The organism is Paenibacillus albicereus (assembly GCF_012676905.1).
Classification (GTDB): domain Bacteria; phylum Bacillota; class Bacilli; order Paenibacillales; family Paenibacillaceae; genus Paenibacillus_O; species Paenibacillus_O albicereus.
The window spans coordinates 4,676,867-4,700,900 of record NZ_CP051428.1 but is presented as its reverse complement, the minus strand read 5'-3'; the positions used below and the strand labels follow the sequence as shown (position 1 = coordinate 4,700,900).

General features: G+C 62.2%; 17 protein-coding genes. 16 read left to right on the top strand and 1 reads right to left on the bottom strand.

All coding sequences use genetic code 11. The features are described from left to right. The first annotated feature begins 101 nt into the window (after positions 1-101). The 11 genes from HGI30_RS21035 (at position 102) to argH (ending at position 11,967) form a co-directional block, all read left to right on the top strand. Complete coding sequence (locus HGI30_RS21035) at positions 102-1,382, top strand: ArnT family glycosyltransferase (protein ID WP_168909294.1); 1,281 nt, start codon at positions 102-104, stop codon at positions 1,380-1,382. Further along, positions 1,379-2,128: a glycosyltransferase family 2 protein gene (locus HGI30_RS21030; protein WP_168909293.1), complete on the top strand. Its 750-nt coding sequence runs from the start codon at positions 1,379-1,381 to the stop codon at positions 2,126-2,128. Before HGI30_RS21035 ends, HGI30_RS21030 begins: the two co-directional genes overlap by 4 nt. After that, positions 2,118-2,762 (top strand): DUF2304 domain-containing protein, encoded by a 645-nt coding sequence (locus HGI30_RS21025; protein ID WP_168909292.1) that lies wholly within the window; start codon positions 2,118-2,120, stop codon positions 2,760-2,762. The genes HGI30_RS21030 and HGI30_RS21025 overlap by 11 nt, the downstream gene beginning before the upstream one ends. Further along, entirely contained in the window at positions 2,762-3,106 is a 345-nt protein-coding gene (locus tag HGI30_RS21020) for an EamA family transporter (protein ID WP_168909291.1), read from the top strand. The genes HGI30_RS21025 and HGI30_RS21020 overlap by 1 nt, the downstream gene beginning before the upstream one ends. A gap of 404 nt (positions 3,107-3,510) precedes the next feature. After that, positions 3,511-4,560 (top strand): N-acetyl-gamma-glutamyl-phosphate reductase, encoded by a 1,050-nt coding sequence (gene argC, locus HGI30_RS21015; RefSeq protein ID WP_168909290.1) that lies wholly within the window; start codon positions 3,511-3,513, stop codon positions 4,558-4,560. 39 nt (positions 4,561-4,599) lie between these two features. Next, the gene (argJ, locus tag HGI30_RS21010) at positions 4,600-5,940 is read left to right on the top strand and encodes a bifunctional ornithine acetyltransferase/N-acetylglutamate synthase (RefSeq protein ID WP_168909289.1); all 1,341 of its coding nucleotides are present in this window, start codon (positions 4,600-4,602) and stop codon (positions 5,938-5,940) included. Positions 5,941-5,972: 32 nt separating this feature from the next. Then, complete coding sequence (gene argB / locus HGI30_RS21005; RefSeq protein ID WP_168909288.1) at positions 5,973-6,758, top strand: acetylglutamate kinase; 786 nt, start codon at positions 5,973-5,975, stop codon at positions 6,756-6,758. Positions 6,759-6,850: 92 nt separating this feature from the next. Continuing rightward, the gene (locus HGI30_RS21000; RefSeq protein ID WP_168909287.1) at positions 6,851-8,035 is read left to right on the top strand and encodes an acetylornithine transaminase; all 1,185 of its coding nucleotides are present in this window, start codon (positions 6,851-6,853) and stop codon (positions 8,033-8,035) included. Between the two features lie 38 nt (positions 8,036-8,073). Continuing rightward, on the top strand, positions 8,074-9,054 hold the full coding sequence (argF, locus tag HGI30_RS20995) for an ornithine carbamoyltransferase (RefSeq protein WP_168909286.1): 981 nt from the start codon (positions 8,074-8,076) through the stop codon (positions 9,052-9,054). 167 nt (positions 9,055-9,221) lie between these two features. Beyond that, positions 9,222-10,460 (top strand): argininosuccinate synthase, encoded by a 1,239-nt coding sequence (locus HGI30_RS20990; protein WP_168909285.1) that lies wholly within the window; start codon positions 9,222-9,224, stop codon positions 10,458-10,460. 91 nt (positions 10,461-10,551) lie between these two features. After that, on the top strand, positions 10,552-11,967 hold the full coding sequence (gene argH, locus HGI30_RS20985) for an argininosuccinate lyase (protein ID WP_168909284.1): 1,416 nt from the start codon (positions 10,552-10,554) through the stop codon (positions 11,965-11,967). 114 nt (positions 11,968-12,081) lie between these two features. Here the strand turns inward: argH and HGI30_RS20980 are convergent, their stop codons facing one another. After that, positions 12,082-15,873: an S-layer homology domain-containing protein gene (locus HGI30_RS20980; RefSeq protein WP_168909283.1), complete on the bottom strand. Its 3,792-nt coding sequence runs from the start codon at positions 15,871-15,873 to the stop codon at positions 12,082-12,084. A gap of 604 nt (positions 15,874-16,477) precedes the next feature. Between HGI30_RS20980 and HGI30_RS20975 the strand changes: the two genes are divergently transcribed. The 5 genes from HGI30_RS20975 to HGI30_RS20955 all read left to right on the top strand — a co-directional run bounded on the left by HGI30_RS20975 (position 16,478) and on the right by HGI30_RS20955 (position 23,977). Further along, entirely contained in the window at positions 16,478-17,140 is a 663-nt protein-coding gene (locus HGI30_RS20975) for a TraX family protein (RefSeq protein WP_168909282.1), read from the top strand. 164 nt (positions 17,141-17,304) lie between these two features. After that, a complete protein-coding gene (locus HGI30_RS20970) occupies positions 17,305-18,777 on the top strand; it encodes a type I restriction-modification system subunit M (protein ID WP_168909281.1) in 1,473 nt (490 codons plus the stop codon). Beyond that, entirely contained in the window at positions 18,770-19,924 is a 1,155-nt protein-coding gene (locus HGI30_RS20965; protein ID WP_168909280.1) for a restriction endonuclease subunit S, read from the top strand. Before HGI30_RS20970 ends, HGI30_RS20965 begins: the two co-directional genes overlap by 8 nt. Positions 19,925-19,935: 11 nt before the next feature. Next, the gene (locus tag HGI30_RS20960; protein WP_168909279.1) at positions 19,936-20,613 is read left to right on the top strand and encodes a DUF6602 domain-containing protein; all 678 of its coding nucleotides are present in this window, start codon (positions 19,936-19,938) and stop codon (positions 20,611-20,613) included. A 10-nt stretch (positions 20,614-20,623) separates the two neighbouring features. Beyond that, positions 20,624-23,977, top strand: coding sequence for a DEAD/DEAH box helicase family protein (locus tag HGI30_RS20955; protein WP_168909278.1), 3,354 nt, complete (start codon positions 20,624-20,626; stop codon positions 23,975-23,977). The last annotated feature ends 57 nt before the right edge of the window (positions 23,978-24,034 follow it).

Sequence of the window (24,034 nt, the reverse complement as noted above, 5' to 3'; positions counted from 1 at the left end):
TCATAAGAACTTCCGGAACAATTCGTTAAGCCGCCCGAGCGATAATGATGGCAAGCCGCAGCGCCGGATCGTTGCGGGACGGAAAGGGGAATATGGGGCGCATGAACGGATTTCGACGCTGGATCGAGGGAGAGAAGGGGGCTTGGAGGCTGCATGCGCTGCTGCTGGCGCTGGTGATCGGACTCGGCGCGTGGCTGCGGTTCGATTTTCTGGTATCGGTCAGCCACCTGGTCTCGCATGATACGAAAAACTACGACATCATGGTCCGGCAGCTGCTGGAGCAAGGCGTCTACGGGTATAAAAGCACGGAGCCGAACGCGCAGGTCACGCCGGGCTACCCGCTGTTCATGGCGGCGATGTACGAGCTGGCCGGCTACGAGACGCGCGATCCCTATCCGCTCATCCGCTTCGTGCAGGCCGGCATCGCCACCGCGATGCTGGGTCTCGTGTATGCGCTCGGCCGGCTGGTGGCCGGACGCGGGACGGCGCTCGCGGCGGTGCTCCTGGCCGCGGTTTATCCGCCCTTCGTCTGGGCGGCCGGAGGCGTGCTGACGGAAACGCTGGCCGCGTTCCTGCTGATGGCCTATGTATGCCTGCAGCTGCTCGCGCTGAGACGGGGCGGCCGCTGGCTGCCGCTGCTCGCCGGAGCCGCGCTTGGCCTGACCGTGCTGACGCGGGCCGAGTTTTTGCCGCTGATCGTGCTGGCCTACGCGGTGTATGGGCTGTGGACGCGGGACTGGCGCAGGACGCTGCGGCAGCTTGGCCTATGCGCGGCGGGACTCGCGATCGCGCTGTCGCCGTGGGTCGTCCGCAATGCGCTGACGCTCGGCGAGCTGGTCGTGACGTCGACGCAGCAGAATCCGTTCACGGCCGGCACCTACCCGGACAAAAACTATGCCGACGGCCTCGTGGACAAGACCGGCAAATCGCAGCTGGAGGTCGCCCGGGAACGGCTGCGCGTCGGTTTTTCGGAGCATACGGGGGAATTCGTCCGCTGGTACACGATCGGCAAGCTGGAGCACACCTACAGCCGAATGTTCTATGGCGCCGGCCACGAGCCCCGCTACCCGGTGCTGCCGGGGCCCTGGGAGCTGCGCAACGCCTACCACCGGCTGCTCGTCGGAGCAGGCGTTGCCGCGCTGCTCGTGATGCTGCGCCGCTGGCGGCATCCGGCGCTCCTGCCGGCGGCGATCGTGATCGCCATGTCGGCGCTGAGGCTGCTGTTCGTGCCGGAGTACCGCTACAATTTCACCGTCATGCCGCTGTTCATCGTGCTGGACGCGGCCGCGGCCGGAATGCTGTGGAGCTGGTGGAGAGGACGGAGCTCGGCCCGCGAGCCGCGGACCGAGCCGTCCAAGCTGAAGGAGGTGCAGGAAGGATGAGCATAGCCAAGCAAACGCACAGACGGGACGTGCTGGCGATCGTGCCGGCCTACAACGAGGCGGCCTCGATCCGCAGCACGATCCTGAGCATCCGCGAGCATGCGCCGTTTGCCGACATCGTCGTCGTCAATGACGGATCGACCGACAACACCGCGCGGCTGGCCCGCTCCTGCGGCGTGCCGGTGCTCGACTTGAGCTGCAATCTCGGCATCGGCGGCGCGGTGCAGGCCGGATACCGCTATGCGGTGGAGCAAGGGTACGGCTATGCGGTGCAGATCGATGCGGACGGCCAGCATGATCCCCGCGAGCTCGGACGGATGCTGGAGGCGATGAGACGGCACGGGGCGGACATGGTCGTCGGCTCGCGCTTTTTGGAAAAGAAGGGCTTTCAGTCGTCGTTCGCCCGCAAGCGGGGCATCGAGCTGCTGGCCGCGCTCGTCTCGGCGCTTACCGGGCGGCGCGTGACCGACCCGACGTCGGGCTACCGTCTATGCAGCCGCAAGGCCGCCGAGCTGTTCGCCGCCGACTATCCGACGGACTATCCCGAGGTGGAGGCGATCATCCAGCTCGACAACCATCACGGCCGCTTCATGGAGCTGCCGGTCGTCATGCGCGAGCGCCAGGGCGGCGTGTCCAGCATCTCGCCGGGCAAGGCGGGGTATTACATGGCCAAGGTCGTGCTGGCCGTGCTGATCGCCAAGACGAAGAAAAAACGCAAGGAATGGAGCTTCGGCTATGAGAGCTGAATTCTATGTCGTCAGCTTCGCGTGCAGCCTGCTGTTCTTCCTGTGGATCCTGCACCTGGTCCGCAGCCGGCGGCTGCGGGAGCAGTACGCGCTGCTCTGGCTGCTGCTCGCTGCCGGCATGACCGCGTTGTCGCTCGCGCCGGAGGTGCTGGACCGCCTCGCCCTGCTGCTCGGCGTCGCGTACGCGCCCTCCCTGCTGTACTTCATCGGCCTCCTGGGCGTGCTGGCGCTGCTGCTGCGCCAGACGCTCGCCGTCTCGGAGCTGTCGCACAAGCTCGTGCGCCTGACCCAGTCCGAGGCGCTGCATCAGGAGCAGCTGCGGCGTCTGGAGCGGCGAGTCGACGAGCTGGAGGCGGGGCGCGGCGGCAGGCCGGACACGGAGAAAAAGGCATCGGATGCGGAAAGCGATGGAAGAACGAAGCCGGCGCCGGCCAGGCCGTACGCCCTCGCAGGAGTGGAGCGCGAGCGCTCGGGCGCGGCGGCGAGATCGAGCCGGATTGGAATCTCCAGCCGGACCGCAAAGCCATCTTTGCCGGACGGACGGCTCCGAGCGCCCGGGCGGCCGGCGGCTGAAAGCGGCATGCCCGGCTCCATGCCGGCGTCCGAAGCGCTGCCGCAGGAGGTGCGCTCCTGATGGCCTACGCGCTGCTGCTGGGGAATATCGCCTGCCTCGTCGCCGGCCAGATGGTATGGAAGCTCGGCCTGGATCGCCTCGGAGGCTTCGGCTTCGGCAATTGGCTGCAGGTGCTGCTCTCGCCGCTCATTCTCGCCGGAATCGGCCTCTACGGAGTCGCCACCGTGCTCTGGCTCGCCGTGCTGTCGCGGCTGCCGCTGAGCGCGGCCTACCCGCTGCAGAGCCTGGCCTACGTGTTCGGGCTCGTGCTTGCTTGGCAGCTGTTTGGAGAGGCGATCCCCCTGAACCGGTGGATCGGCTGCGCCGTCATCGTCGCGGGCGTGCTCATCGTCAGCTGGAAATAGCCTTCGCTGCAGCTTGGGAGGCTGAGGAAGGGCAAGCAAGGGAGGGGCCATGGCGGCAGAAGCAGGCCGAAAAAAACAAAATAGACCCGGCGGTTCATAGAATGGACCCAAGAAAAACGAAGCGGAGCCTAGCAGCTCCGCTTCGTTCTTTTTGCATTTCATCGGCATAGGGAGCAAAGCCGGCGAACGGCGCTATCGATTCCGGGACGGCCGGTTTTCGGTAGGGACGGCTCCGGCGCCGACACCGATCTAGCGAAGGCTAGTGGAAGGATAATCCAGAGCGGAAGCCGAAAAGAGAAGATGACTTTTGACTGTTGTATTATTATTAATATGAACGTATAATGATACGGAAATCGAATCGGGCGGAAGCGATGGATGCCGCAGCGGGATGGGAGAGGTCAGCGATGGAGAACAAGACTAGAGTGGCGATCGTAGGATCGACGGGCTACGGCGGGGTCGAGCTGATCCGCCTGCTGCAGGCGCATCCGCATGCGGAGGTGGCGAGCGTCATCTCCTCGTCCAGCGCGGGCGAGCCGATCGCCGCCGGATTCCCGCATCTGAGCGGGATCCGCACGGAGCTGCTGGACGACGTCGATCCGGCGGCGATCCGGGCCAAGGCGGACGTCGTCTTCCTGGCGACGCCGGCCGGCGTCGCTTCGAAGCTCGTGCCCCGGCTGCTGGAGCAGGAGCTGAAGGTCATCGACCTGTCGGGCGACTTCCGGCTGCCGGAGCCGGCCGTCTACGAGCAGTGGTACGGCAAGCCGGCCGCCGACCCGGCCGATCTGGAGCAGGCGACGTTCGGCCTGTGCGAAATTTACGGCGATCGGGTCCAGGGGACTTCGTTCATCTCCAATCCGGGCTGCTATCCGACGGCGACGCTGCTCGGCCTCGTGCCGGCCATCAAGGCCGGATGGATCGATCCGGACTCGATCATCGTCGACGCCAAGAGCGGCGTGTCCGGAGCGGGACGCGGGGCAAGCCTCGGCACCCATTACTCGGAGCTCAATGAGAACTTCAAGGCCTACAAGATCAACAAGCATCAGCATGTCCCGGAGATCGAGATGGTGCTGTCCGACGCGGCCGGGCGCGACGTCGTGACGACGTTCACGACGCATCTCGTCCCGATGACGCGCGGCATCATGGCGACGATGTACGCCAAGCTGACGGAGCATCGCCCGGAGGCCGACTTCATCCAGCTGTACGAGGAGTTTTATGCGGGCCGCCCGTTCGTGCGCATCCGGCCCGAGGGCCAGTGGCCGGCGACCAAGGAAGTGGCGGGCTCCAACTATTGCGACATCGGCTTCGCCGTCGACCGCCGGACCGGACGGGTCACGATCGTGTCCGTCATCGACAATCTCGTCAAAGGCGCGGCCGGGCAAGCAATCCAGAACTTGAATCTGATGATGGGCTGGGACGAGGACGCGGGCCTGCGTTTCGTGCCCATGTACCCTTAATAGACGACGCGTCAGCGCCAGAAGGAGACAAGCGCAGCGATGGCACACGAACAAGCAGCAGCTCAAGCGGGAGATCAGGCGGCAGCCGGTCTCGCCGCGGCAGAAGCGGCATCCGCAGCATCGGCATCATCCGCATCATCCGCACAGGGACATCCGGCAGCCGCCTTCACGGTCGTGGAGGACGGCTCCGTGACGACGCCGGCGGGGTTCCGTGCGGGGGGCCTCCACTGCGGGCTCAAAAAGACCGACCGCCACGACCTGGGGGCCATCCTCTGCGAGGTGCCTGCGGCGGCGGCGGCCGTGTATACGACGAATAAAGTCCAGGCCGCGCCGCTCCAGGCGACGCGCGAGAGCCTGGCGGCCGGCGGCCGGCTGAGGGCGATGCTCGTCAACAGCGGCAACGCCAACGCCTGCACCGGCAAGCAGGGCCTGGCGGACGCATACGAGATGCGCGCCGCCTTCGCGGCAGCGGCGGGCGTGCCGCTGGAGCAGGTGGCCGTCGCCTCGACCGGCGTCATCGGCGAGGCGCTCAAGATGGACCGCGTCCGCTCCGGCATCGCGCAGCTGCCTGCCCGGCTCAAGGCGGGGGCGGAGGGCGCGGACGACTTCTGCCAGGCGATCCTGACGACCGATCTCGTCAAGAAGTCGGTCTGCGTCTCCCTGCAGGCCGGCGGCCGGACCGTGCATGTCGCGGGAGCGGCCAAAGGCTCCGGCATGATCCACCCGAACATGGCGACGATGCTCGGCTTCGTCACGACGGACGCGCCCGTAGGCAGCGAGGCGCTGCACGCGCTGCTGCGCCGGGCGACGGACCGCACGTTCAACATGATTACCGTCGACGGCGACACGAGCACCAACGACATGCTCGTCGCGATGGCGAGCGGCCTCGCGGGCGGCGAGGAGCTGACGCCGGCGCATCCGGACTGGAGCGCGTTCGCCTCGGCGGTGATCTACGTCTGCGAGGTGCTTGCCAAAGCGATCGCCCGCGACGGAGAAGGGGCGACGAAGCTGATCGAGGTGCGCGTCAGCGGCGCCGAGAGCGACGCTTCGGCGGCCGCGATCGCCAAGACGATCGTCGGCTCCTCGCTCGTCAAGTCGGCCGTGTTCGGCACCGACGCCAACTGGGGCCGCATCATCGCGGCGGCGGGCCGCGCGGGCGAGCCGCTCGATCCGGACACGGTCGACATCGCACTCGGACCGATCCTGACGCTGCGGGACTCGCAGCCGGTCGCGTTCGACGAGGACGCGGCGCTGGCGTACCTCAAGGGCGACACGGTCGAGATCATCGTCGACCTCAAGCTCGGCGGCGGCCAAGCGACCGCCTGGGGCTGCGACCTGACGTACGACTACGTCCGCATCAACGCGGCGTACCGGACGTGACCCGGACCTACGGAAGGAGCGACAGCAGAGGCATGGAACAGCGCTTTGTGATGAAATGCGGAGGCAGCACGCTCGCGGCGCTGCCTGCCGCCTTTTTCGAAGACCTGCGGCGGCTGCAGGAGAGCGGCGTCAAGCCGGTCATCGTGCACGGCGGCGGGCCGGCCATCTCCCGCACGCTGGAGAAGCTCGGCATCGAGACGGAGTTCGTCGGCGGCCTGCGCCGCACGACGGAGGACGTGCTCGACGTCGTCGAGATGGTGCTGTCGGGCACGATCAACAAGGAGATCGTGCGGCGGATCCAGGGAGCCGGAGCTCGGGCGCTCGGCCTCTCGGGCGTGGACGGCAAGCTCATCCAGGCGCGGCCGGTAAGCAATGCGGTGGAGATCGGGCATGTCGGCGAGGTGACGGAGGTGAACGCCGCCGTCATCGAGGGCGTCATGGCGATGGGCTACATCCCCGTCCTCGCCCCGGTCGGCATCGACGATGCGGGCCAGCGCTACAACATCAACGCCGACACGGCGGCCGGAGCGGTCGCCTCGCAGCTCGGCGTGGAGCGCATGATCGTCGTCACCGACGTGCCGGGCATCCTGCGGACGGTGGACGGCGAGAAGCGCGTGCTGCCGCGGGTGACGGCGGCCGAGATCGACGAGATGATCGCGAGCGGCGAGATCTACGGCGGCATGATCCCCAAGGTCAAGGCGGCGCTCGCCTGCCTGCACGGCAACGTGCGCGAGGTGGCGATCGTCAGCGGCACGGAGCCGGACGTGCTGAGCCGGGCCGTCCTCGAGGGCGGCGTCGGCACGGTCATCGAGGCTTGATCCGGCGCGCGCGCGTGCCGGTTGGATAGGAATAATGTTCAGCGGCCCGCTCGGCAGGCCGCCAATCATGATCGGAGAGGCAGGAGAAGGACATGAGCGGAGAAGCGTTATTCCCGACGTATGCGAGATACCCGCTGGCGCTCGTCAAGGGCGAGGGCAGCTGGCTGTGGGACGATCAGGGCAACAAGTACCTGGACTTCATGAGCGGACTGGCGGTCACGAACCTCGGCCACGCGCCGCAGGCGATCAAGGATGCGCTGATCGCGCAGCTGGATCAGGTGTGGCATGTGTCCAACCTGTTCCGCATCCCGGTCCAGGAGGAAGCGGCCGAGCTGCTCGTGCAGCATACCGGCGCGGACGCCGTCTTCTTCTGCAACTCCGGCGCGGAAGCCAACGAGGGCGCGATCAAGCTCGCCCGCCGCTACTTCCAGAAGGTCAAGGGAGAGCATCGCTACGAGATCATCACGTTCACGCAGTCGTTCCACGGCCGCACGCTGGCGACGCTGACGGCGACCGGGCAGGACAAGGTCAAGGAAGGCTTCCTGCCGCTGCCGGAAGGCTTCGTCACCGTGCCGATGCACGACCTGGACGCCGTCCGGGCAGCGATCACCGACCGCACGGCGGCCGTCATGCTGGAGCTCGTGCAGGCGGAGGGCGGCGTGCTGCCGGCCAAGCCGGAGTTCGTGCATGACCTCGCCAAGCTGTGCCGCGACGCCGGCATCCTGCTCATCCTCGACGAGGTGCAGACCGGCATGGGACGCACCGGCAAGCTGTTCGCCCAGGAGCATTACGGCATCCAGCCCGACATCTTCACCGCGGCCAAAGGACTCGGCAGCGGCTTCCCCGTCGGCGCCGTGCTCGCCAAGGAGTTCCTGCGCGAGGCGTTCTCGCCGGGCTCGCACGCGACGACGTTCGGCGGCACGCCGATCGCCTCGGCGGTCGTCAAGGCGACCGTGCAGGAGATCGCCGGCAACCGCGTCTACGACCGCGCCGCCGGCGCGGCCAGCTACCTGACGGGCCAGCTGCGCGAGAAGCTCGCCGGCAACCCGTGGGTCAAGCAGATTCGCGGCCTCGGCCTGCTGATCGGCATCGAATGCGCCGGACCGGTAGCCGACGTCATCGCCACGATGCGCGAGCGCGGCCTGCTCGTCGTGCCGGCGGGGCCGAACGTCGTGCGCCTGCTGCCGAATCTGCTCGTCAGCCACGCCGAGATCGACCAGGCGGTCGGCATCATCGCCGCCGTCCTCAAGGAAAAGACCGTTACGGCTCCCCAGTAGGAGCCCGATATCTTCATAGAAAAGCAGGTGAACCACCGATGAGCGTACCGCAATCCTCCCTCCTGACAGGAACGGCCGGCGAGGAGCTGGCCGCCAGCCTCAAGGGGCGCGACTTCCTCGCGCTCGCCGACTATACGCCGCAGGAGCTCCGCTACCTGATCGACCTGGCGATCGAGCTCAAGCGCCGCCAGAAAAGCGGCGAGACATACCACCCGCTGAAGGGCAAGACGCTCGGCATGATTTTCGAGAAGGCGTCTACCCGCACGCGCGTCAGCTTCGAGGTGGGCATGTACCAGCTCGGCGGCCATGCGCTGTTCCTGAGCGGCAACGACCTGCAGATCGGGCGCGGCGAGCCGGTGTCCGATACGGCGCAGGTGCTGTCCCGCTACCTCGACGGCATCATGATCCGCACGTTCGCCCACCGCACCGTCATCGAGCTGGCGCGGAGCGCTACAGTCCCGGTCATCAACGGCCTGACCGACTCCGAGCATCCGTGCCAGGTGATGGCCGACTACCAGACGGCGCTGGAGCACAAGGGACGGCTCGAGGGGCTCAAGGTCGCCTACATCGGCGACGGCAACAACATGGCGCACTCGCTGCTCATGGGCGCGGCCAAGCTCGGCATGCACATGAGCGTGGCGACGCCGGACGGCTACGAGCCGGATGCCGGCATCGTCGCCCAGACGCGCAAGGTCGCCGCCGATACGGGCTCGATCATCCACGTCTGCCGCGATCCGCGCGAGGCGATCGAGCAGGCGGACATCGTCTACACCGACGTGTGGGCGAGCATGGGCTTCGAGGCCGAGCAGGCGGAGCGGGAAAGGGCGTTCGCGGCCTACCAGGTCAACGAGGAGCTCGTGAAGTCCGCGAAGCCGGACTACCTGTTCATGCACTGCCTGCCGGCCCATCGCGGCGAGGAAGTGAGCGAGGGCGTCATCGACGGCAAGCACTCGATCGTGTTCGACGAGGCGGAGAACCGCCTGCACGCGCAGAAAGCGATCCTGGCCGCGCTCCTGTAGCGCGGCATCAGGACGGGCATGAGGACGGCGGCTTCCGGCACAAGCGCCTCGGCGCGGCCCGTCCCGCACGGCCTTTCACGCCGCTGAATGTCAGCGGCGTTCAGCTTTCGCCGGGCGAACCGTTCGCCCGGCTTACTTTTCACATGAGGAAGGAAGATTCCACACCCATGGCCAAGCCAAAAATCGTGCTCGCCTACTCGGGCGGCCTGGATACATCCGTCATTCTGAAATGGCTCAAGGAGACGTACGACGCCGAGATCATCGCCTTCACCGCCGACATCGGCCAGAAGGAGGAGCTCGACGGCCTCGAGGAGAAAGCGCTGGCGACCGGCGCCTCCAAGGTGTACATCGACGACCTGCGCGAGGAGTTCGCCAAGGACTTCATCTACCCGATGTTCCAGTCGGGCGCCCTGTACGAGGGCCAGTACCTGCTCGGCACGTCGATCGCGCGTCCGCTCATCGCGAAGCGCATGGTGGACATCGCCCGCGCCGAGGGCGCGACCGCGATCGCGCACGGAGCGACCGGCAAGGGCAACGACCAGGTGCGCTTCGAGCTGACGGCCGCCGCGCTGGCGCCGGACATCGAGGTCATCGCGCCGTGGCGCAGCGAGGCCTTCCGCGCCGAGTTCCCGGGCCGCGCCGAGATGATCGCCTACGCGGAGAAGCACGGCATCCCGGTGCAGGCGTCCGCGTCCAAGCCGTACTCGATGGACCGCAACCTGCTGCACATCAGCTTCGAGAGCGGCATGCTGGAGGACCCGTGGTTCGATCCGAGCGCCGAGGAGAACGAGGGCATGTACATGCTGAGCGTCTCGCCGGAGCGCGCGCCGGATCGGGCCGAGTACGTCGAGCTGACGTTCGAGCAGGGCGACTGCGTCGCCGTGAACGGCGAGACGCTGAGCCCGCTCGCGGTCATGGAGAAGCTCAACGAGCTCGGCGGCAAGCATGGCATCGGCCGCGTCGACATGGTCGAGAACCGCTTCGTCGGCATGAAGAGCCGCGGCGTGTACGAGACGCCGGGCGGCACGATCCTGTTCGCCGCGCATCGCAAGATGGAGTCGCTGACGATGGATCGGGACGTCATGCATCTGCGCGACTCGCTCATCGCCAAGTATGCGACGCTCGTGTACAACGGCTTCTGGTTCGCGCCGGAGCGCCTTGCGCTGCAAGCTCTCGTGAGCGAAAGCCAGAAGAACGTCAGCGGCGTCGTGCGGCTCAAGCTGTACAAGGGCAACGTCATCGGCGCCGGCGTGAAAAGCCCGGTCAGCCTGTACAATCCCGACATCGCCACGATGGAGGCCGATCCTTCGCAGGCGTACGACCAGGGCGACGCGACCGGCTTCATCCGGCTGAACGCTCTGCGCCTGAAGGTATCCTCCGGCGTCGAGCAGAGCCGCAAAGGATAGGGACGCATGTACGAAAAGATGGGCTTGCGGTCCGCTTCGGCGTCCGCAGGCCCGTTGCCATGCAGAAGGGGAAAGGGGAGGCGGAAACACGATGAGCAAGCTGTGGGGCGGAAGATTCACGAAGCAGACCGACAAGCTGGTCGAGGAATACACGGCATCGATCACGTTCGACAAGGAGCTGGCGGAGGAGGACGTGCGCGGCAGCCTGGCGCATGTGGCGATGCTCGGCCAGCAGGGCATCCTGCCGGCGGAGGACGTGGCGACGATCGAGGGCGGGCTGAAGCGCGTGCTCGATCGCATCCGCGCGGGCGAGCTGGCGTACAGCGTGTCCGACGAGGACATCCACATGAATATCGAAAAGGCGCTGATCGAGGACATCGGCCCGGTCGGCGGCAAGCTCCATACGGGACGCAGCCGCAACGACCAGGTCGCGACCGACATGCACCTGTACCTGCGCAAGCGCGTCGTCGAGCTCGTCGGCCTGCTGCGCGACCTGCAGGAGGCGCTCGTCGGCCAGGCGCGGGAGAACCTGGACACGATCGTGCCGGGCTACACCCATCTGCAGCGCGCGCAGCCGATCCTGTTCGCCCATCATCTGATGGCGTACGTGAGCATGCTCGGCCGCGACATCGAGCGGCTGCAGGACAGCTACAAGCGCATCGACACGCTGCCGCTCGGGGCGGGCGCGCTGGCCGGGACGACGTTCCCGATCGACCGCCATTTCGTGGCGGAGCGGCTCGGATTCGGCCGCGTGTACGAGAACAGCCTCGACGCCGTGAGCGACCGCGACTTCATCCTGGAGTTCCTGTCGCATGCCTCCATCGTCATGATGCATCTGTCGCGCCTGTCCGAGGAGCTGATCCTCTGGTCGAGCACGGAGTTCCGCTTCGTGGAGCTCGACGATGCGTTCTGCACGGGCAGCAGCATCATGCCGCAGAAGAAGAACCCGGACGTGCCGGAGCTCGTGCGCGGCAAGACCGGCCGCGTCTACGGCAATCTCGTCGGCCTGCTGACCGTGCTCAAGTCGCTGCCGCTGGCGTACAACAAGGACATGCAGGAGGACAAGGAAGGCATGTTCGACACCGTCAGGACGCTGTCGGGCGCGCTGCGCCTGTTCGCGCCGATGATCGCCACGATGAAGGTGAACAAGGGCCAGATGCGCGAGGCGGTCAACAAGGATTTCTCCAACGCCACCGACATCGCCGACTTCCTCGTCGGCAAAGGCCTGCCGTTCCGCCAGGCGCATGAGGTGATCGGCAAGACGGTGCTGTACTGCATCGAGAACGGCAAGTTCCTGCTCGACCTGACGATCGAGGAGTTCCAGCAGTTCTCGGAGCTGTTCGACGAGTCCATCTACGACGTGCTGCAGCCGGAGACGGTCGTCAATGCGCGCGACGTCTACGGCGGCACCGCCCGTCCGCAAGTGGAGGCGGCCATCGGCCGCGCCGAGACGGCGCTGGCGGAGACGGCCGGCTGGATCGATCGCTACGAGGCGCTGCAGGACTAGCGCCAGCGGCGCCGTCCCCTCCTGGAGCGGGCCAAGCACGTCGGAAAAGATGCCCATGACAAAGGCCCGTCCGGAGCGAACCGGACGGGCCTTTTGAAATGGCTGGGGCGTCGATCAAGGGGCAGCCAGGTAGACGGCGACAGGAGAGAGAGGCGTTCCGGAGCTGCTGCGCATGCCGCTGATCTCGAGCACGCCGGCCACGGCCGAATCGGGCAGATAGACGATCAGATAACGGAAGTCCCTCGACACGGCATACGCCCCTTCGAGCACGCTGCCGTTCAGCCGGATCGCGGTCGTGCCGAACAGGTCGGCATGCAGGACCGCATCCCGGTAATCCACGCAGAGGTAGGAAGCCTCCCGCATCCGGAACGGGGAAGAGGCGGAGTGGTCCTCGTACGCCTGCTCGCTCTGGACCCCCTGCAGCCGTCCGTCGCTGTCCAGCCGTCCGCTCGTGCTCGCATAGAGCGACTGCGGCAAGGCCGGATTCCGTTCGAGGTCGACCTGCGCGCGGAATTCGGCGACATACCCTTCGTAGGAAGCCGTGATGATGGCGGCGCCGCTTGCCCTCGGCACGAGCACGCCTTCGGCGGTGACGCCGATCACCTGCTCGTCGGACGAGGACCAGGCGGCTCCGCCGGACAGATCGACGGCGCTGCCGTCGTCGTAGCTGAGACGAGCATGGAGCGGATACAGGCCAGTGCCGGTGAACAGCCGCGACGTCTCGCCGGGCTCTGCCCCGTATGCGGTCAGGCCTGTCATGCCCGGGCCGGCGACGAGCTCGGCGAAGCCGCTCCAGGCGACGGCCTGCGGCTTCTCGATCCGATAGCGGACGTACGCTCTGGCCCCTGCATCTAGATCGGCGCTTAGCTGCAGCGACAACGGAGCGGGTTCTTCGCCGGCAGAGGCCACCTCGGCCAGCGGGACGGCATCTCCCGGAGAACCGTAGACTTCGACTGTCAAGCCGGGCGGCGCTTCATCGATCCGGATGGCGTCGGGGCCACCCGCACGGTTCAGCACCCGCAGCTTAGCGGCATCCGGCGGCGTCGGGAGCGGCAGCAACGCGACGGCGGCGCGGGAGCTTTCCGACTTGCCCGGCTCCGTGAACGTGACGTAGAGGAAACTCGAAACCGTCTCCACGTCGCCAATCGCGATCGTGTCCTCGGCAGCGACTGCTTCGCCGAGCAGCCGCCCCCCGTCCAGCGGAGAGTCATAGATGCGCACGGTCGCGCCTGTCGGCACGCCGACCGCCTCCAGCAGGATGGAATCCGGCTGATGGAACGTCCGGATCGATCCCGCTTGCGGCATGGCGCTAGGCTCTTCCCCATGAGGAGCAAATATCGCTGACTCGATATACGAGATGCCGGGTCCGGCATCCGTGCGGGCGTAGAAGCGGTAGCTGCCCTCTCGGAGCTTGCGCTGGCTGCTGTCCGCATCCGGCTGCGAGCCGTTCCAGACATCAGGGAGATAAGGACTGATGAGGGCGATCGGTTGGACGGCATCGGCGAACGGCTCGCCAGCGGGAAGCAGATACAGCTGGCCCGACATGCCGCCGGAGCTAGGCTCTGACCAGCTCAGTCGGAAGTCGCGCCCGTCCGTCCCGGCATGGACGGAGTCGGGGTCTTCCGGCCGCAGCGGCCCAACGGCGGAGCCGGCTGCAAATGAAATCCGCGACAGCAGCGCGCCGGGTCTGGCAATCTCCAGCGTGAGCGGGCCGGAGCGCGTACGAGCCAGGCCGCTTCTGTCCGCAGCGAAGATGAGCGAGGAGCTGCCGTCTGCGGCAGGCAGGAGCGACCAGCCGCTGAGCTCGGTGCCGGCCTCGTCCAGCAGCCGGATATCGTAGACCAGCCCGTCATAGACGAGCTGCCGGGCCTCAGGCAGCACGCGCTCCAGCGGAGAGGCGAAGGCGGCGGCAAGGGATTGCAGCCTCACCTGGCCTGGATCGGCCATTGATTCGCCTGTCACGAGGAGAGAGGCGAGGCCGTTGCCGGGAGCCTTGGCCTTGAGTTTGATCGTGAATTCGCGCGTCTTGACGATGCCCTTCCATGCCGCGGAGGCTCGGAGCTGGACGAGCTCGTCCTTGCCGGTGCGGCTCACGCTCCCATCCGCGCTCACGAGGTCTGGCCGGCTGGAGCTCCACTGCACGGAGCTGCCTCCCGACCCGCTCTGGGCGAGGCGCAAATCATGGCGGACGGCACGCTCGTCGTCCCCGTCGGCATAGCCGGGACGAAGCCGGTCGATGTCCGCCTGCGCGATCCGGCTCGCTTCAAGCACCGGCTCGATGGCGTTCAGCACGAGATCCCGCAGCTCTTCCCAATGTGGGTACTGCCAGCCTCCGGACATGTAGTAAAGGGTCAGGTAGCCGTTCGTGCTGGCAGCAAGGCTCGCCAGATCGTCCGTATAAACGGATTTGTCCTCGAGCCTGCCGTACTCTCTCTGGAAATTCCGGAAGGAAGCCCCGGTGTAGCCGTACAGCTTCTGCAGGAACGCATTGTCCTGGAGCAGCGAGTACAGATCGTTCAGGCTGCTTGCGGACTGGACGTTGACGGCTGGAAGATCGTCCGCTTGAACCTGCAGCGTCGCCGGACGATCGAGCTGCAGGGCTGCCGCTTTCGTTCCCGATGCGATTTCGATTCGGGCTCCGTGGACTTGGTTCACGATCGGCTTCGGAAACGTTCCCCGCAACGAGACGCTTTGCGAGGGAGCGACGGCTTGAATGGAGATGGGGCCGAGGCTCTCCGAGGCGTTGTCGACAATCGCTCCTGAATAGAGCACCATTTGTGGAATGTCGATCCGCCCGCTGAATGCAAGACGGACCGGATCGGCCTGGCGGCTTGCCTGCACGAGCAGCGGTCGCGCCGACTCGATTCCCTCCAGCTCGATGGAGCGGGAGGCTCCGGAGGCGATGATGATCTCCTCCGCGCGGATGTTGCGCAGCTTCACCTCGCCAGCGGGCCCGGGATCGACCGTAAGCGTTCCGTCCACGGTCGCGAGCCCCGCCGCTGGCCCGAAGGTTCCGCTCTGCGAGAGAGTCAGCCCGCCCTCGACCGTGCCTCCTTGATTGAGCCGGTCGAGCGGATCCGGCGTAGCGGTCGGAGTAGCGGTAGGGACGGGAGATGCGTCCGGACTGCTGGTCGGCGAAGAGCCTGCGGGCGTAGCTGAAGCTGGCGAAGGCGTCGCGGCCGGCGCCGTGGATGGCGATGCCGTCGGCTGCGCGGCCGGCGCTTCCGACGGACCTGCTGCGAGCTTCTCCCGGTACTGGGCGCCGTGATGGATGAACTCATACGCAAGGCGTGCGACGGCTTGTCTTTCGGCGGGTGCTTTAGGCCGGAAACTCGGCTTGCCGGCATTAGAAGACGTTCCTTGCAGGAATCCGGCTCGGAAAGCCGCGGATAAGGGGGCCCGGCTCCATTCCGCGCTGTCCGCCCAGTCGGAAATCCCGGGATCGGAGGCGGCGGCCGGCGACTGCTCCAGTCCGAGCGCGCGGGCGAAGAGCACGGCCATCTCTTCCCGGGTGAGTGCAGCCGCAGGCGAGAAGGCAGCCGGCGAAGTGCCTTTGGCCAGCCCTGCCTGCACGAGGGCGCCGACGCTTCCCTTGTACCAAGCGTCCGCAGGAATGTCCTTGAAGGAGACCGCCTCAGGAGCAGGATCTAGCCCGGCCGAGCGGGCGAGGATCGCAGCGAATTCCGCCCTCGTCACAGGCTTGCTGGGGGCGAAGATGCGGTCTCCATAACCGGAGACGATGCCGGTCGCCGCTAGCGATTCGATCTCGGCCCGGGCGTACGAGCTGGCGATGTCGCGGAAAGGCGGCGGGGCAGCAGCAGCCGGAGAAACTGGCATTCCGGCCGCCAGGACGGCCGCCGCGGCCGTCGTGCTAGCCAGGCGTTTGAATGATTCGATGCGATTCATACCCACACTCCTTAAACGGGATCTTTCGATGGAACTTTCTTCATTATAGGGGGTGGACAAAGCTTGGCATAGACCGAAGCATGGCAGGCCAAGCAAGTCTATGCAAAAAGACGCCGGACCTATGAAGGGCTGGCGTCTGCTTCGTGCTTCAGGCTCGCAGCTTGATCCGATCGCGGCTGACCAGGATGCAGATCACTTGCGCGACCAGTCCGGTACTTGCAAAGAAGGGCCAATAACGCGCCGCCGAGGCGAGATTGCCTCCGCCGAGACTTATGGTCCGACGAGTGCATCGGCTCCGCCCAGCCTCGCGCCTGCAGATCCTTCCGGCTCTCTTGTTCCCTGAATTCCGCCATCTTCTCGAGGTAATACTGCTCCATCATGGCTCGGCGCTCCGGCGCGCTCCCCGGCTCGTGGCGCCGAGTGCCTTTTTGTCGGCCTGTCTATTCATCGGGCTGATCTCCTTCGCGTTGTCTTCCTCCTCGTTGTATCATGGAATTAGGAACGCGTTGTTGCGCTGTCATTGAAGCGCGCCGGAGATCGGCCGCGGATTATGGACTCGCTTGACCGTCTTATCGTAGACTAGACCCAAAAGGAGGTGCCGTTCTTGCAGCTGCTGGCCATCGTGACGATGCTGATCGACCATGTCGGGCTGATCTTCTTCCCGGACTCGCCGGGCTGGAGGATCGTCGGGCGGATCGCCTTTCCGATCTATGCCTACTTCATTACGGTCGGGTACCGGATGACCTCGTCCCGGCCGAAGTATCTGCTGCGCCTGGCGGTGCTCGCGGCGATCGCCCAAGTGCCGTACATGCTCGCGTTCGATACGACCCACTACAACGTCATCTTCACGCTGCTCGCCTCGGCGCTCGTGCTGCTCGCGATCGACGGGCTGCTCGCCTCCCGCCTGCCGCGGGCCGTCGCCTGGCTGGCCATCGTGCCGGTGACGCTCGTCGCCGCGCTGTTCATGACGGACCTGCCGTTCGACTACAACGCCTACGGCCTGCTGCTCATCCTGATCTACCGCTATTCGGACAAAGGACTCGCGGCGCTGCTGCATCTGCTGCTCAACGTCCTCTACTTGGCGCTGAACGGTCCGGATTGGGGCATCCAGATGTTCAGCATCGTGCCGACGCTGCTGCTCGTCTACGGATCGGAGCTGCGCGCCGAGCTGAACCGGCTTCGCGTCCCGCGCTGGCTGTGGCGGGCGTTCTACCCGGCCCATCTGGCGGCTCTCGCGGCGGCGGAGTTCTTCCTGCGGTGGCGTTGAGCGGAGCTGCTGCTGCGCGGGAGGCCGCGATGGACAAGCGAACATGCGCTCGCCACATTCTGGCGGATGGTTTTCGTTGTATAATGGGGGTCGGAGCACACAGGAACCATGTCGGTTCCTGTAGAATAAGTCCTTAGAACTAGAATGGAATGGAGCCACCCTAGATGCTTACAGGAGAAGTACGCAACAAGATCGATAAAATCTGGTCCGATATCTGGGCAGGCGGCATTACGAATCCGCTGACCGTCATCGAACAGCTGACCTACCTGATGTTCATCCGGTCGCTCGACGAGAAGGAACTGGAGAATGAAAGCCTGGAGGCCCTCAGCGGCCAGTCCGCGGCGAAGATCTTCCCGCAGGATGAAGAAGGACAAAGCATGCGCTGGAGCCGATTCAAGACGAAAGACTCGCGCATCATCTATGAGATCGTCGGGACGAAGGTATTCCCGTTCATCAAGACGATGAATGGAGGAAGAGATGCCTCCGCCTTCTCGCGGTACATGCAGGATGCCATGTTCCTGGTGCCGACCCCGCAAGTATTGCAGAAGATGATTACCGGGCTCGACGAACTGTACGAGCATGATATTCAGGATCTGGACATGCAGGGCGACTTGTACGAGTACATGCTCGGCAAGCTGTCCACGGCGGGTCAGAACGGACAATTCCGGACGCCCAAGCATATCCGCGACATGATGGTGCGGCTGGCCGCGCCCGCTCCGGGCGAGACGATCTGCGACCCGGCTTGCGGGACGGCCGGATTCCTCGTATCATCGGCGGAGTATGTCCGGGAGCGGCATGAGGCGGAGATGACCGGGGAGCAGTGGGAGCACTTCGCCGGAGGGATGTTCGCGGGATTCGATACGGACCGGACGATGCTGCGGCTGTCCGCGATGAACCTGATGCTGCACTCCATCACGCATCCTCACATCGAATATGTGGACAGCGTGTCCAAACAGAACCATACGGCGTCGGCCTACGATGTGGTGCTGGCCAATCCGCCGTTCACCGGTACGGTCGATGCCGAGAGCATCCACGACAACCTGAAGGCGGTCACCGACACCAAGAAGACGGAACTGCTGTTCGTCGCGCTGTTCCTGCGCATCCTGCGCAAGGGCGGACGCTGCGCATGCATCGTGCCGGACGGAGTGCTGTTCGGGTCCACCAAGGCGCACAAGGCGCTGCGCAAAGAGCTGGTCGAGAACCATCAGCTGCAAGCCGTCATCTCCATGCCGAGCGGCGTGTTCAAGCCGTATGCGGGCGTCAGCACGGCCGTGCTCGTGTTCACCAAGACAGGCGCAGGCGGGACGGACAAGGTCTGGTTCTACGACATGAAGGCCGACGGCTACTCTCTGGATGACAAACGGACTCCAATTAAAGCGAACGACATCCCAGACATCCTGGCTCGCTTCCATAACCTTGCGGGCGAAACGGATCGCCGGCCGACCGAGGCGAGCTTCCTGGTGGACAAGTCTGCCATCGTGGAGAACGGGTATGACCTGTCCATCAACAAGTACAAGGAAGTCGTCTATGAGAAAGTAGAATACGACGCGCCCGCCGTCATTCTTTCCCGCCTGGACGAACTGGACCTGAAGATTGCTTCCAAGAAGGAAGAGTTGAGGGGGCTTCTTTGTGAGTAAGTGGGAGAAGAAAAAGCTCGGTGAAATTGGGAATGGGTATGTAGGGTTAACTTATTCTCCGGAGGAAGTGTCTGAAAGTGGAATCATTGTATTGCGTTCAGGTAATATTAAAGACAATAAATTGGATTTTACTGAAATATTAAGAGTTAAAAAAGAGCTGAGCGAGAAATTAATAATTAAAAATAACGATATTTTAATCTGTGCTCGAAATGGGAGCTCTAGATTAGTCGGTAAAGCAACGCTGATAAGTGAAACTAAGGAAAAAATGACTTTCGGTGCGTTTATGATGATATACAGAAGTGATTTCAATAGATATTTAGTTCATTATTTTCATTCCTTAAACTTTAGACGCCAGCTTGGAAACAGTGCCACTACAACAATTAATCAGATAACCAGAAAAATGTTAGACAGTATAGTAGTACCATTTCCGCCGTCCGAAACACAAAAACACATTGCCAAAACCTTAGACACCGCCGCAGAACTGCTTGCCATGCGCAAACAGCAACTAGAAGAGTTGGACAATCTGATTAATGCTACTTTTTATAAGATGTTTGGTGATCCTATCAGTAATGAGCGAGGATGGAAAAAAACTAGAATTGGAGAGTTTGCAAAAGTTGAGACTGGCGCAACTCCTGATAGAGGATATATAACCTATTATAGGAATGGCCAAATTCCGTGGGTCAAAACAGGGGAAGTATCAAAAGGATATATCACTGCTTCAGAAGAGAATATATCTGAGATAGCTATTCATGAAACAAACTGCAAAGTATTTCCGGTAAATAGCGTTCTAATTGCTATGTATGGTCAAGGGAAAACGCGTGGTCAAGCTGGGTTGCTACATATAGCTGCTGCGACTAATCAAGCTTGTGCTGCTATAATACCCAATAATCAGTACAATTCAGAATATCTATATAGAACGCTAAAAATAAGCTATCAAAAAGTTAGAGAGATGGGTCGTGGAGGAAATCAACAAAACTTAAACCTATCTTTGGTAAAAATGCTTGAAGTTCCCCTCCCCCCACTTCGTATTCAAAATGACTTCTCAAAAATAGTCGCTAAAATTGAAGAGCAAAAAACTTTGGTGAAAAAAATTATTCGGGATACTCAAAATCTCATTGATGCTTTGACAGAGAGGTATTTCAAATAGGTGATGATGTGTTGGAGGATATAACCAAAGTATATGATGAGTATTCGGAACAGATTATGTTTTGCAAATATTTTATTGCTGAACGATTAAAACACAATCCTGAAATGGGACGCTGTGGTGAGAATATCTTGCTTAATGAATTAAAAGAGAGATTTGGAATGCTTGAATTTGTAAGTGGATTCATTGTATGTAGTGGAAACCAAAGTCCACAATGTGACATCTTAGTTTGCAGGAAAAACATGTATAAGAGGAAATTTGAAGGTGAACTTTATCTGGTCAATCCTCTTGATTGTTTAATGATAATTGAAGTGAAAGGTAATATGACCTTGAATGATATTACGATAACGAACAAGAAAAATCATTACTTTAAAGAGCAAGATGGAACAAAACACATACAGTTAGCATTGTTTGCATTTAAAACTCGAGTTGCTAAGAAAACCTTATTTTCAGAATTTGGGTTCAATTATTCGAGAGATATTAAATCATATTCTCAAAAGAAATTAAAAGAAGAAAAGCAAATTGATCTATTTATTTGTCTTCATAGAGATAGCTTGAGTGAAAATGTCTCTCGAGATAAGCAAATTATGTTTATTAAGGATAAGCAAGATAATAAACAATATATATTCGACAACAATTATCCTGTTACCCAAAATTTCTTTTTCTATTTGCAAAGTTTGCAAGAAATTTGAGGTGAATGCTATGTCTGAAAACTTTGGGTTTTTAAAAGGGCAACCGAATTTCATTCTATTCGCTACCGCATGTAGTGAATCGGAACGAGTGATGGCAACTTCTCCTGCAATGGCGGCAATCGGCAGCCGCAAGGCGCTCGAGCTTGCCGTGAAGTGGGTGTACTCGGCAGACACGACGATTACGATGCCGTACAAGGACAACTTGCAGGCCCTGATCCATGAACCGACGTTCCGCTTCGCCATGGAAAACCAGACCTGGGGCAAGCTGCCCTATATCGTCAAGCTGGGCAACCTGGCTGTTCATACCGACAAAGCGATAAGCCGCAGCGATGCGGTTCTTTCGCTATCCGGATTGTTCGAATTCATCCAGTGGCTGGATTATTGCTACGGCACCGACTACGAGGAGCGGCGCTTCGACGAGTCCCTCATCCCGGAAGCTCAGGTAGCGCTGGATGAGGCGGAGATCAAGAAAACAGCTAGTCTCCTCGAGCAGAAGGAGGCTGAGATCGAGGCGCTGCGAGCCCAGATCGCCGCTATGAGTCCGCAGCTGACGGCGAACAGGGGCATCCATCAGGAGATGCGGCAGTTCGTCGCGGAGGACATCACCGAGTTCCAGACGCGCAAGAAATACATCGACGTCGATCTCAAGCTGCTCGGCTGGACGTTCGGTGACGACGTCAAGGAAGAAGTGCCGCTCATCGGCATGCCCAATCCCGAAGAGAAGGGGTATGCGGACTACGTGCTGTATGGACGCGACGGGCTGCCGCTGGCCATCATCGAGGCGAAGCGCACCTCCAAGGACCCGAAGCTCGGCACTCACCAGGCGAAGCTGTACGCGGACTGCCTCGAGCGCATGACCGGGCAGCGCCCGATGATGTTCACGACGAACGGCTTCGAGTTCAACCTGTGGGACGATCTGTCTTCGCCGCAGCGCAAGGTAAGCGGAATCTTTTCCAAGGGCGACCTGGAAAAGCTGAACAACCGCCGCTTCGAACGGAAGCCGCTGCTCGACGTGGCGATCGACGAGAAGATCACGGACCGCTACTACCAGATGGCGGCGATCCGCGCGGTCTGCGAGGAGATCGGTACCGGCCATCGTCGCTCCCTGCTGGTGATGGCGACCGGGACCGGCAAGACGAGAACCGCCGCCAGCCTGACGGATGTGCTCTCCCGGGGCGGCGCGGTGACGAACACGCTGTTCCTGGCTGACCGTACCGCGCTCGTGACCCAGGCCAAGGACGACTTCAAGACCTACCTCCCGGACATGTCCCTCTGCAATCTGCTGAGCAGCAAGGAAGACAAGTCGGCGCGCATCGTATTCTCCACGTACCCGACCATGCTGAACGCGATCGACCAAGTCCGCAACGAGGAGGGGGGACGGCTTTTCACGCCGGCGCATTTCGATCTGATCCTCGTAGATGAAGCGCACCGCAGCATCTTCAGGAAGTACCGCGCGATCTTCGAGTACTTCGATGCCATTGTCGTAGGCCTCACGGCTACGCCGAAGACGGAAGTGGACCGGAATACGTATGATTTCTTCGAGATGGAAAGCGGCGTGCCGACGTATGCCTATGCCTATGAGACGGCGGTAGAGACGGATCATGTGCTCGTTCCTTATCATAATATCGAGACGGCGACCAAAATGCTGGAGCAGGGCATCGCCTACGACGAGCTATCGCCGGAGGACAGGCGGCGGTACGAAGAGGACTTCACGGACGAAGACGGGGAGATGCCGGAGTCGGTGCCCGCTCCTGCGGTCAACGCGTATATCTTCAACCAGCAGACGGTGGATCTTGTCCTTCAGGACCTGATGACGAAGGGCATCAAGGTGGCAGGAGGGGACCGGCTTGGCAAGACGATCGTCTTCGCTCAGAACAAGAAGCATGCCCAGTATATCGTCGAACGGTTCGACAAGCTGTATCCGCAGTACAACGGCAGCTTCGCAAAGCGGATCCTCTCGGAGGACAGCTACGCCCAGTCGCTGATCCAGGATTTCAAGGTGCCGAGCAAGGAGCCTCACATCGCCGTATCGGTGGACATGCTGGATACGGGCATCGACGTGCCGGAGATCGTCAACCTCGTTTTCTTCAAGCGGGTCCGATCCAAGACGAAGTTCTGGCAGATGATCGGCCGGGGGACGCGGCTGCGGCCTCACTTGTTTGGGCAGGACGAGCACAAGACCGGATTCGTCATTTTTGATTATCTGGGCAACTTCGAGTTTTTCCGTCAAAACAAGGAAGGGCTCGAAAGCAGCGATTCTCCCGGCCTGTCGGAATCGATCTTCGCCAAGCGGGTGAGGCTGGTGCATGCCATGCAGCAGGCGGAGTTCGCGGAGGATGGCATTCAGGAGATGCGCACATCGCTGGCAGGAACGCTGACAAAACAGATCCAGCAGCTGAACCCGGGTCTGATCTCGGTGCGGATGCAGCTGCAGCACGTGGAGAAGTTCCAGCAGGAGGCGGCTTGGCTCTGCCTTTCGGATGCCGACAAGCACAACCTCGTCAAGTTCCTGGCTCCGCTCGTGTTCATGGATGACGGAGATGAGCTCGCCAAGCGGTTCGACAGCCTCATGTACGGGCTGATGATCGCTTGCTTGGAGAGCTCGCCGCTGTTCAAGACGGCGAAGAAGGAACTGACGGGCATCGCCGGCAAGCTGCTGAAGCATGCGACGCTTCCTCAAATCAAGGCTAAGCTGGACCTGATCCGTACCGTGCAGGCGGACGAGTTCTGGGAGGCTCCACATCTGCTGGACTTCGAGAAGGTGCGTGTGGAGCTGCGGGAGCTGATCAAGCTCACCTATGAGGAGGACAACGGACGAAATACGGTCTATACCAATTTAAAGGATGAAATCCTCGCCGTACATGAAGGCAGGCCGATGTACGAGGCGGCGTACGACTTCGAGGATTACAAGCTGAAGGTGAATCGGTACATCGAGAAGAATCGCGACACGTTGGCCATCCATAAGCTTCGGAACAACATTCCGATTGCTCTGAAGGACTACGAGAGCTTGCGGCAGATTCTGACCGGAGAGCTGGGAACGGCCGAAGATTATCAGCGTGCCTTCCAGGACACGCCGTTCGGCTTGCTGGTGCGCAAGATCGCCAAGCTGGAATTCGAAGCTGCGAACAAGGCGTTCGCGGAGTTCATCAACGACCAATCGCTGAGTCCGGGACAGATCGCTTTCGTGAAGAAGATTGTGGACTACGTCGTGCAGAACGGCTATATCGACAGCGTGTCCGAATTGGCGAAACCCCCGTTCGACAAGCCGCAAAGCTTCGTAAAGCTGTTCGACGGGGACAGGCAGCGCAGGCTGGTGGAAGCGGTCGTGCGGGTGAAGGAGAATGCCATGAATATAACAGGATGACGCTTCTATAAACGAGCTGGATTTGTTATAGTTGAACCAGGAAATGTAAATAGGCTT

Excerpts from the sequence above, each read along its gene's own strand:
- HGI30_RS21035 (WP_168909294.1), top strand. The coding sequence starts at position 102 with ATGAACGGATTTCGACGCTGGATCGAGGGAGAGAAGGGGGCTTGGAGG.
- HGI30_RS21030 (WP_168909293.1), top strand. The coding sequence starts at position 1,379 with ATGAGCATAGCCAAGCAAACGCACAGACGGGACGTGCTGGCGATCGTG.
- HGI30_RS21025 (WP_168909292.1), top strand. The coding sequence starts at position 2,118 with ATGAGAGCTGAATTCTATGTCGTCAGCTTCGCGTGCAGCCTGCTGTTC.
- HGI30_RS21020 (WP_168909291.1), top strand. The coding sequence starts at position 2,762 with ATGGCCTACGCGCTGCTGCTGGGGAATATCGCCTGCCTCGTCGCCGGC.
- argC (WP_168909290.1), top strand. The coding sequence starts at position 3,511 with ATGGAGAACAAGACTAGAGTGGCGATCGTAGGATCGACGGGCTACGGC.
- argJ (WP_168909289.1), top strand. The coding sequence starts at position 4,600 with ATGGCACACGAACAAGCAGCAGCTCAAGCGGGAGATCAGGCGGCAGCC.
- argB (WP_168909288.1), top strand. The coding sequence starts at position 5,973 with ATGGAACAGCGCTTTGTGATGAAATGCGGAGGCAGCACGCTCGCGGCG.
- HGI30_RS21000 (WP_168909287.1), top strand. The coding sequence starts at position 6,851 with ATGAGCGGAGAAGCGTTATTCCCGACGTATGCGAGATACCCGCTGGCG.
- argF (WP_168909286.1), top strand. The coding sequence starts at position 8,074 with ATGAGCGTACCGCAATCCTCCCTCCTGACAGGAACGGCCGGCGAGGAG.
- HGI30_RS20990 (WP_168909285.1), top strand. The coding sequence starts at position 9,222 with ATGGCCAAGCCAAAAATCGTGCTCGCCTACTCGGGCGGCCTGGATACA.
- argH (WP_168909284.1), top strand. The coding sequence starts at position 10,552 with ATGAGCAAGCTGTGGGGCGGAAGATTCACGAAGCAGACCGACAAGCTG.
- HGI30_RS20980 (WP_168909283.1), bottom strand. The coding sequence starts at position 15,873 with ATGAATCGCATCGAATCATTCAAACGCCTGGCTAGCACGACGGCCGCG.
- HGI30_RS20970 (WP_168909281.1), top strand. The coding sequence starts at position 17,305 with ATGCTTACAGGAGAAGTACGCAACAAGATCGATAAAATCTGGTCCGAT.
- HGI30_RS20955 (WP_168909278.1), top strand. The coding sequence starts at position 20,624 with ATGTCTGAAAACTTTGGGTTTTTAAAAGGGCAACCGAATTTCATTCTA.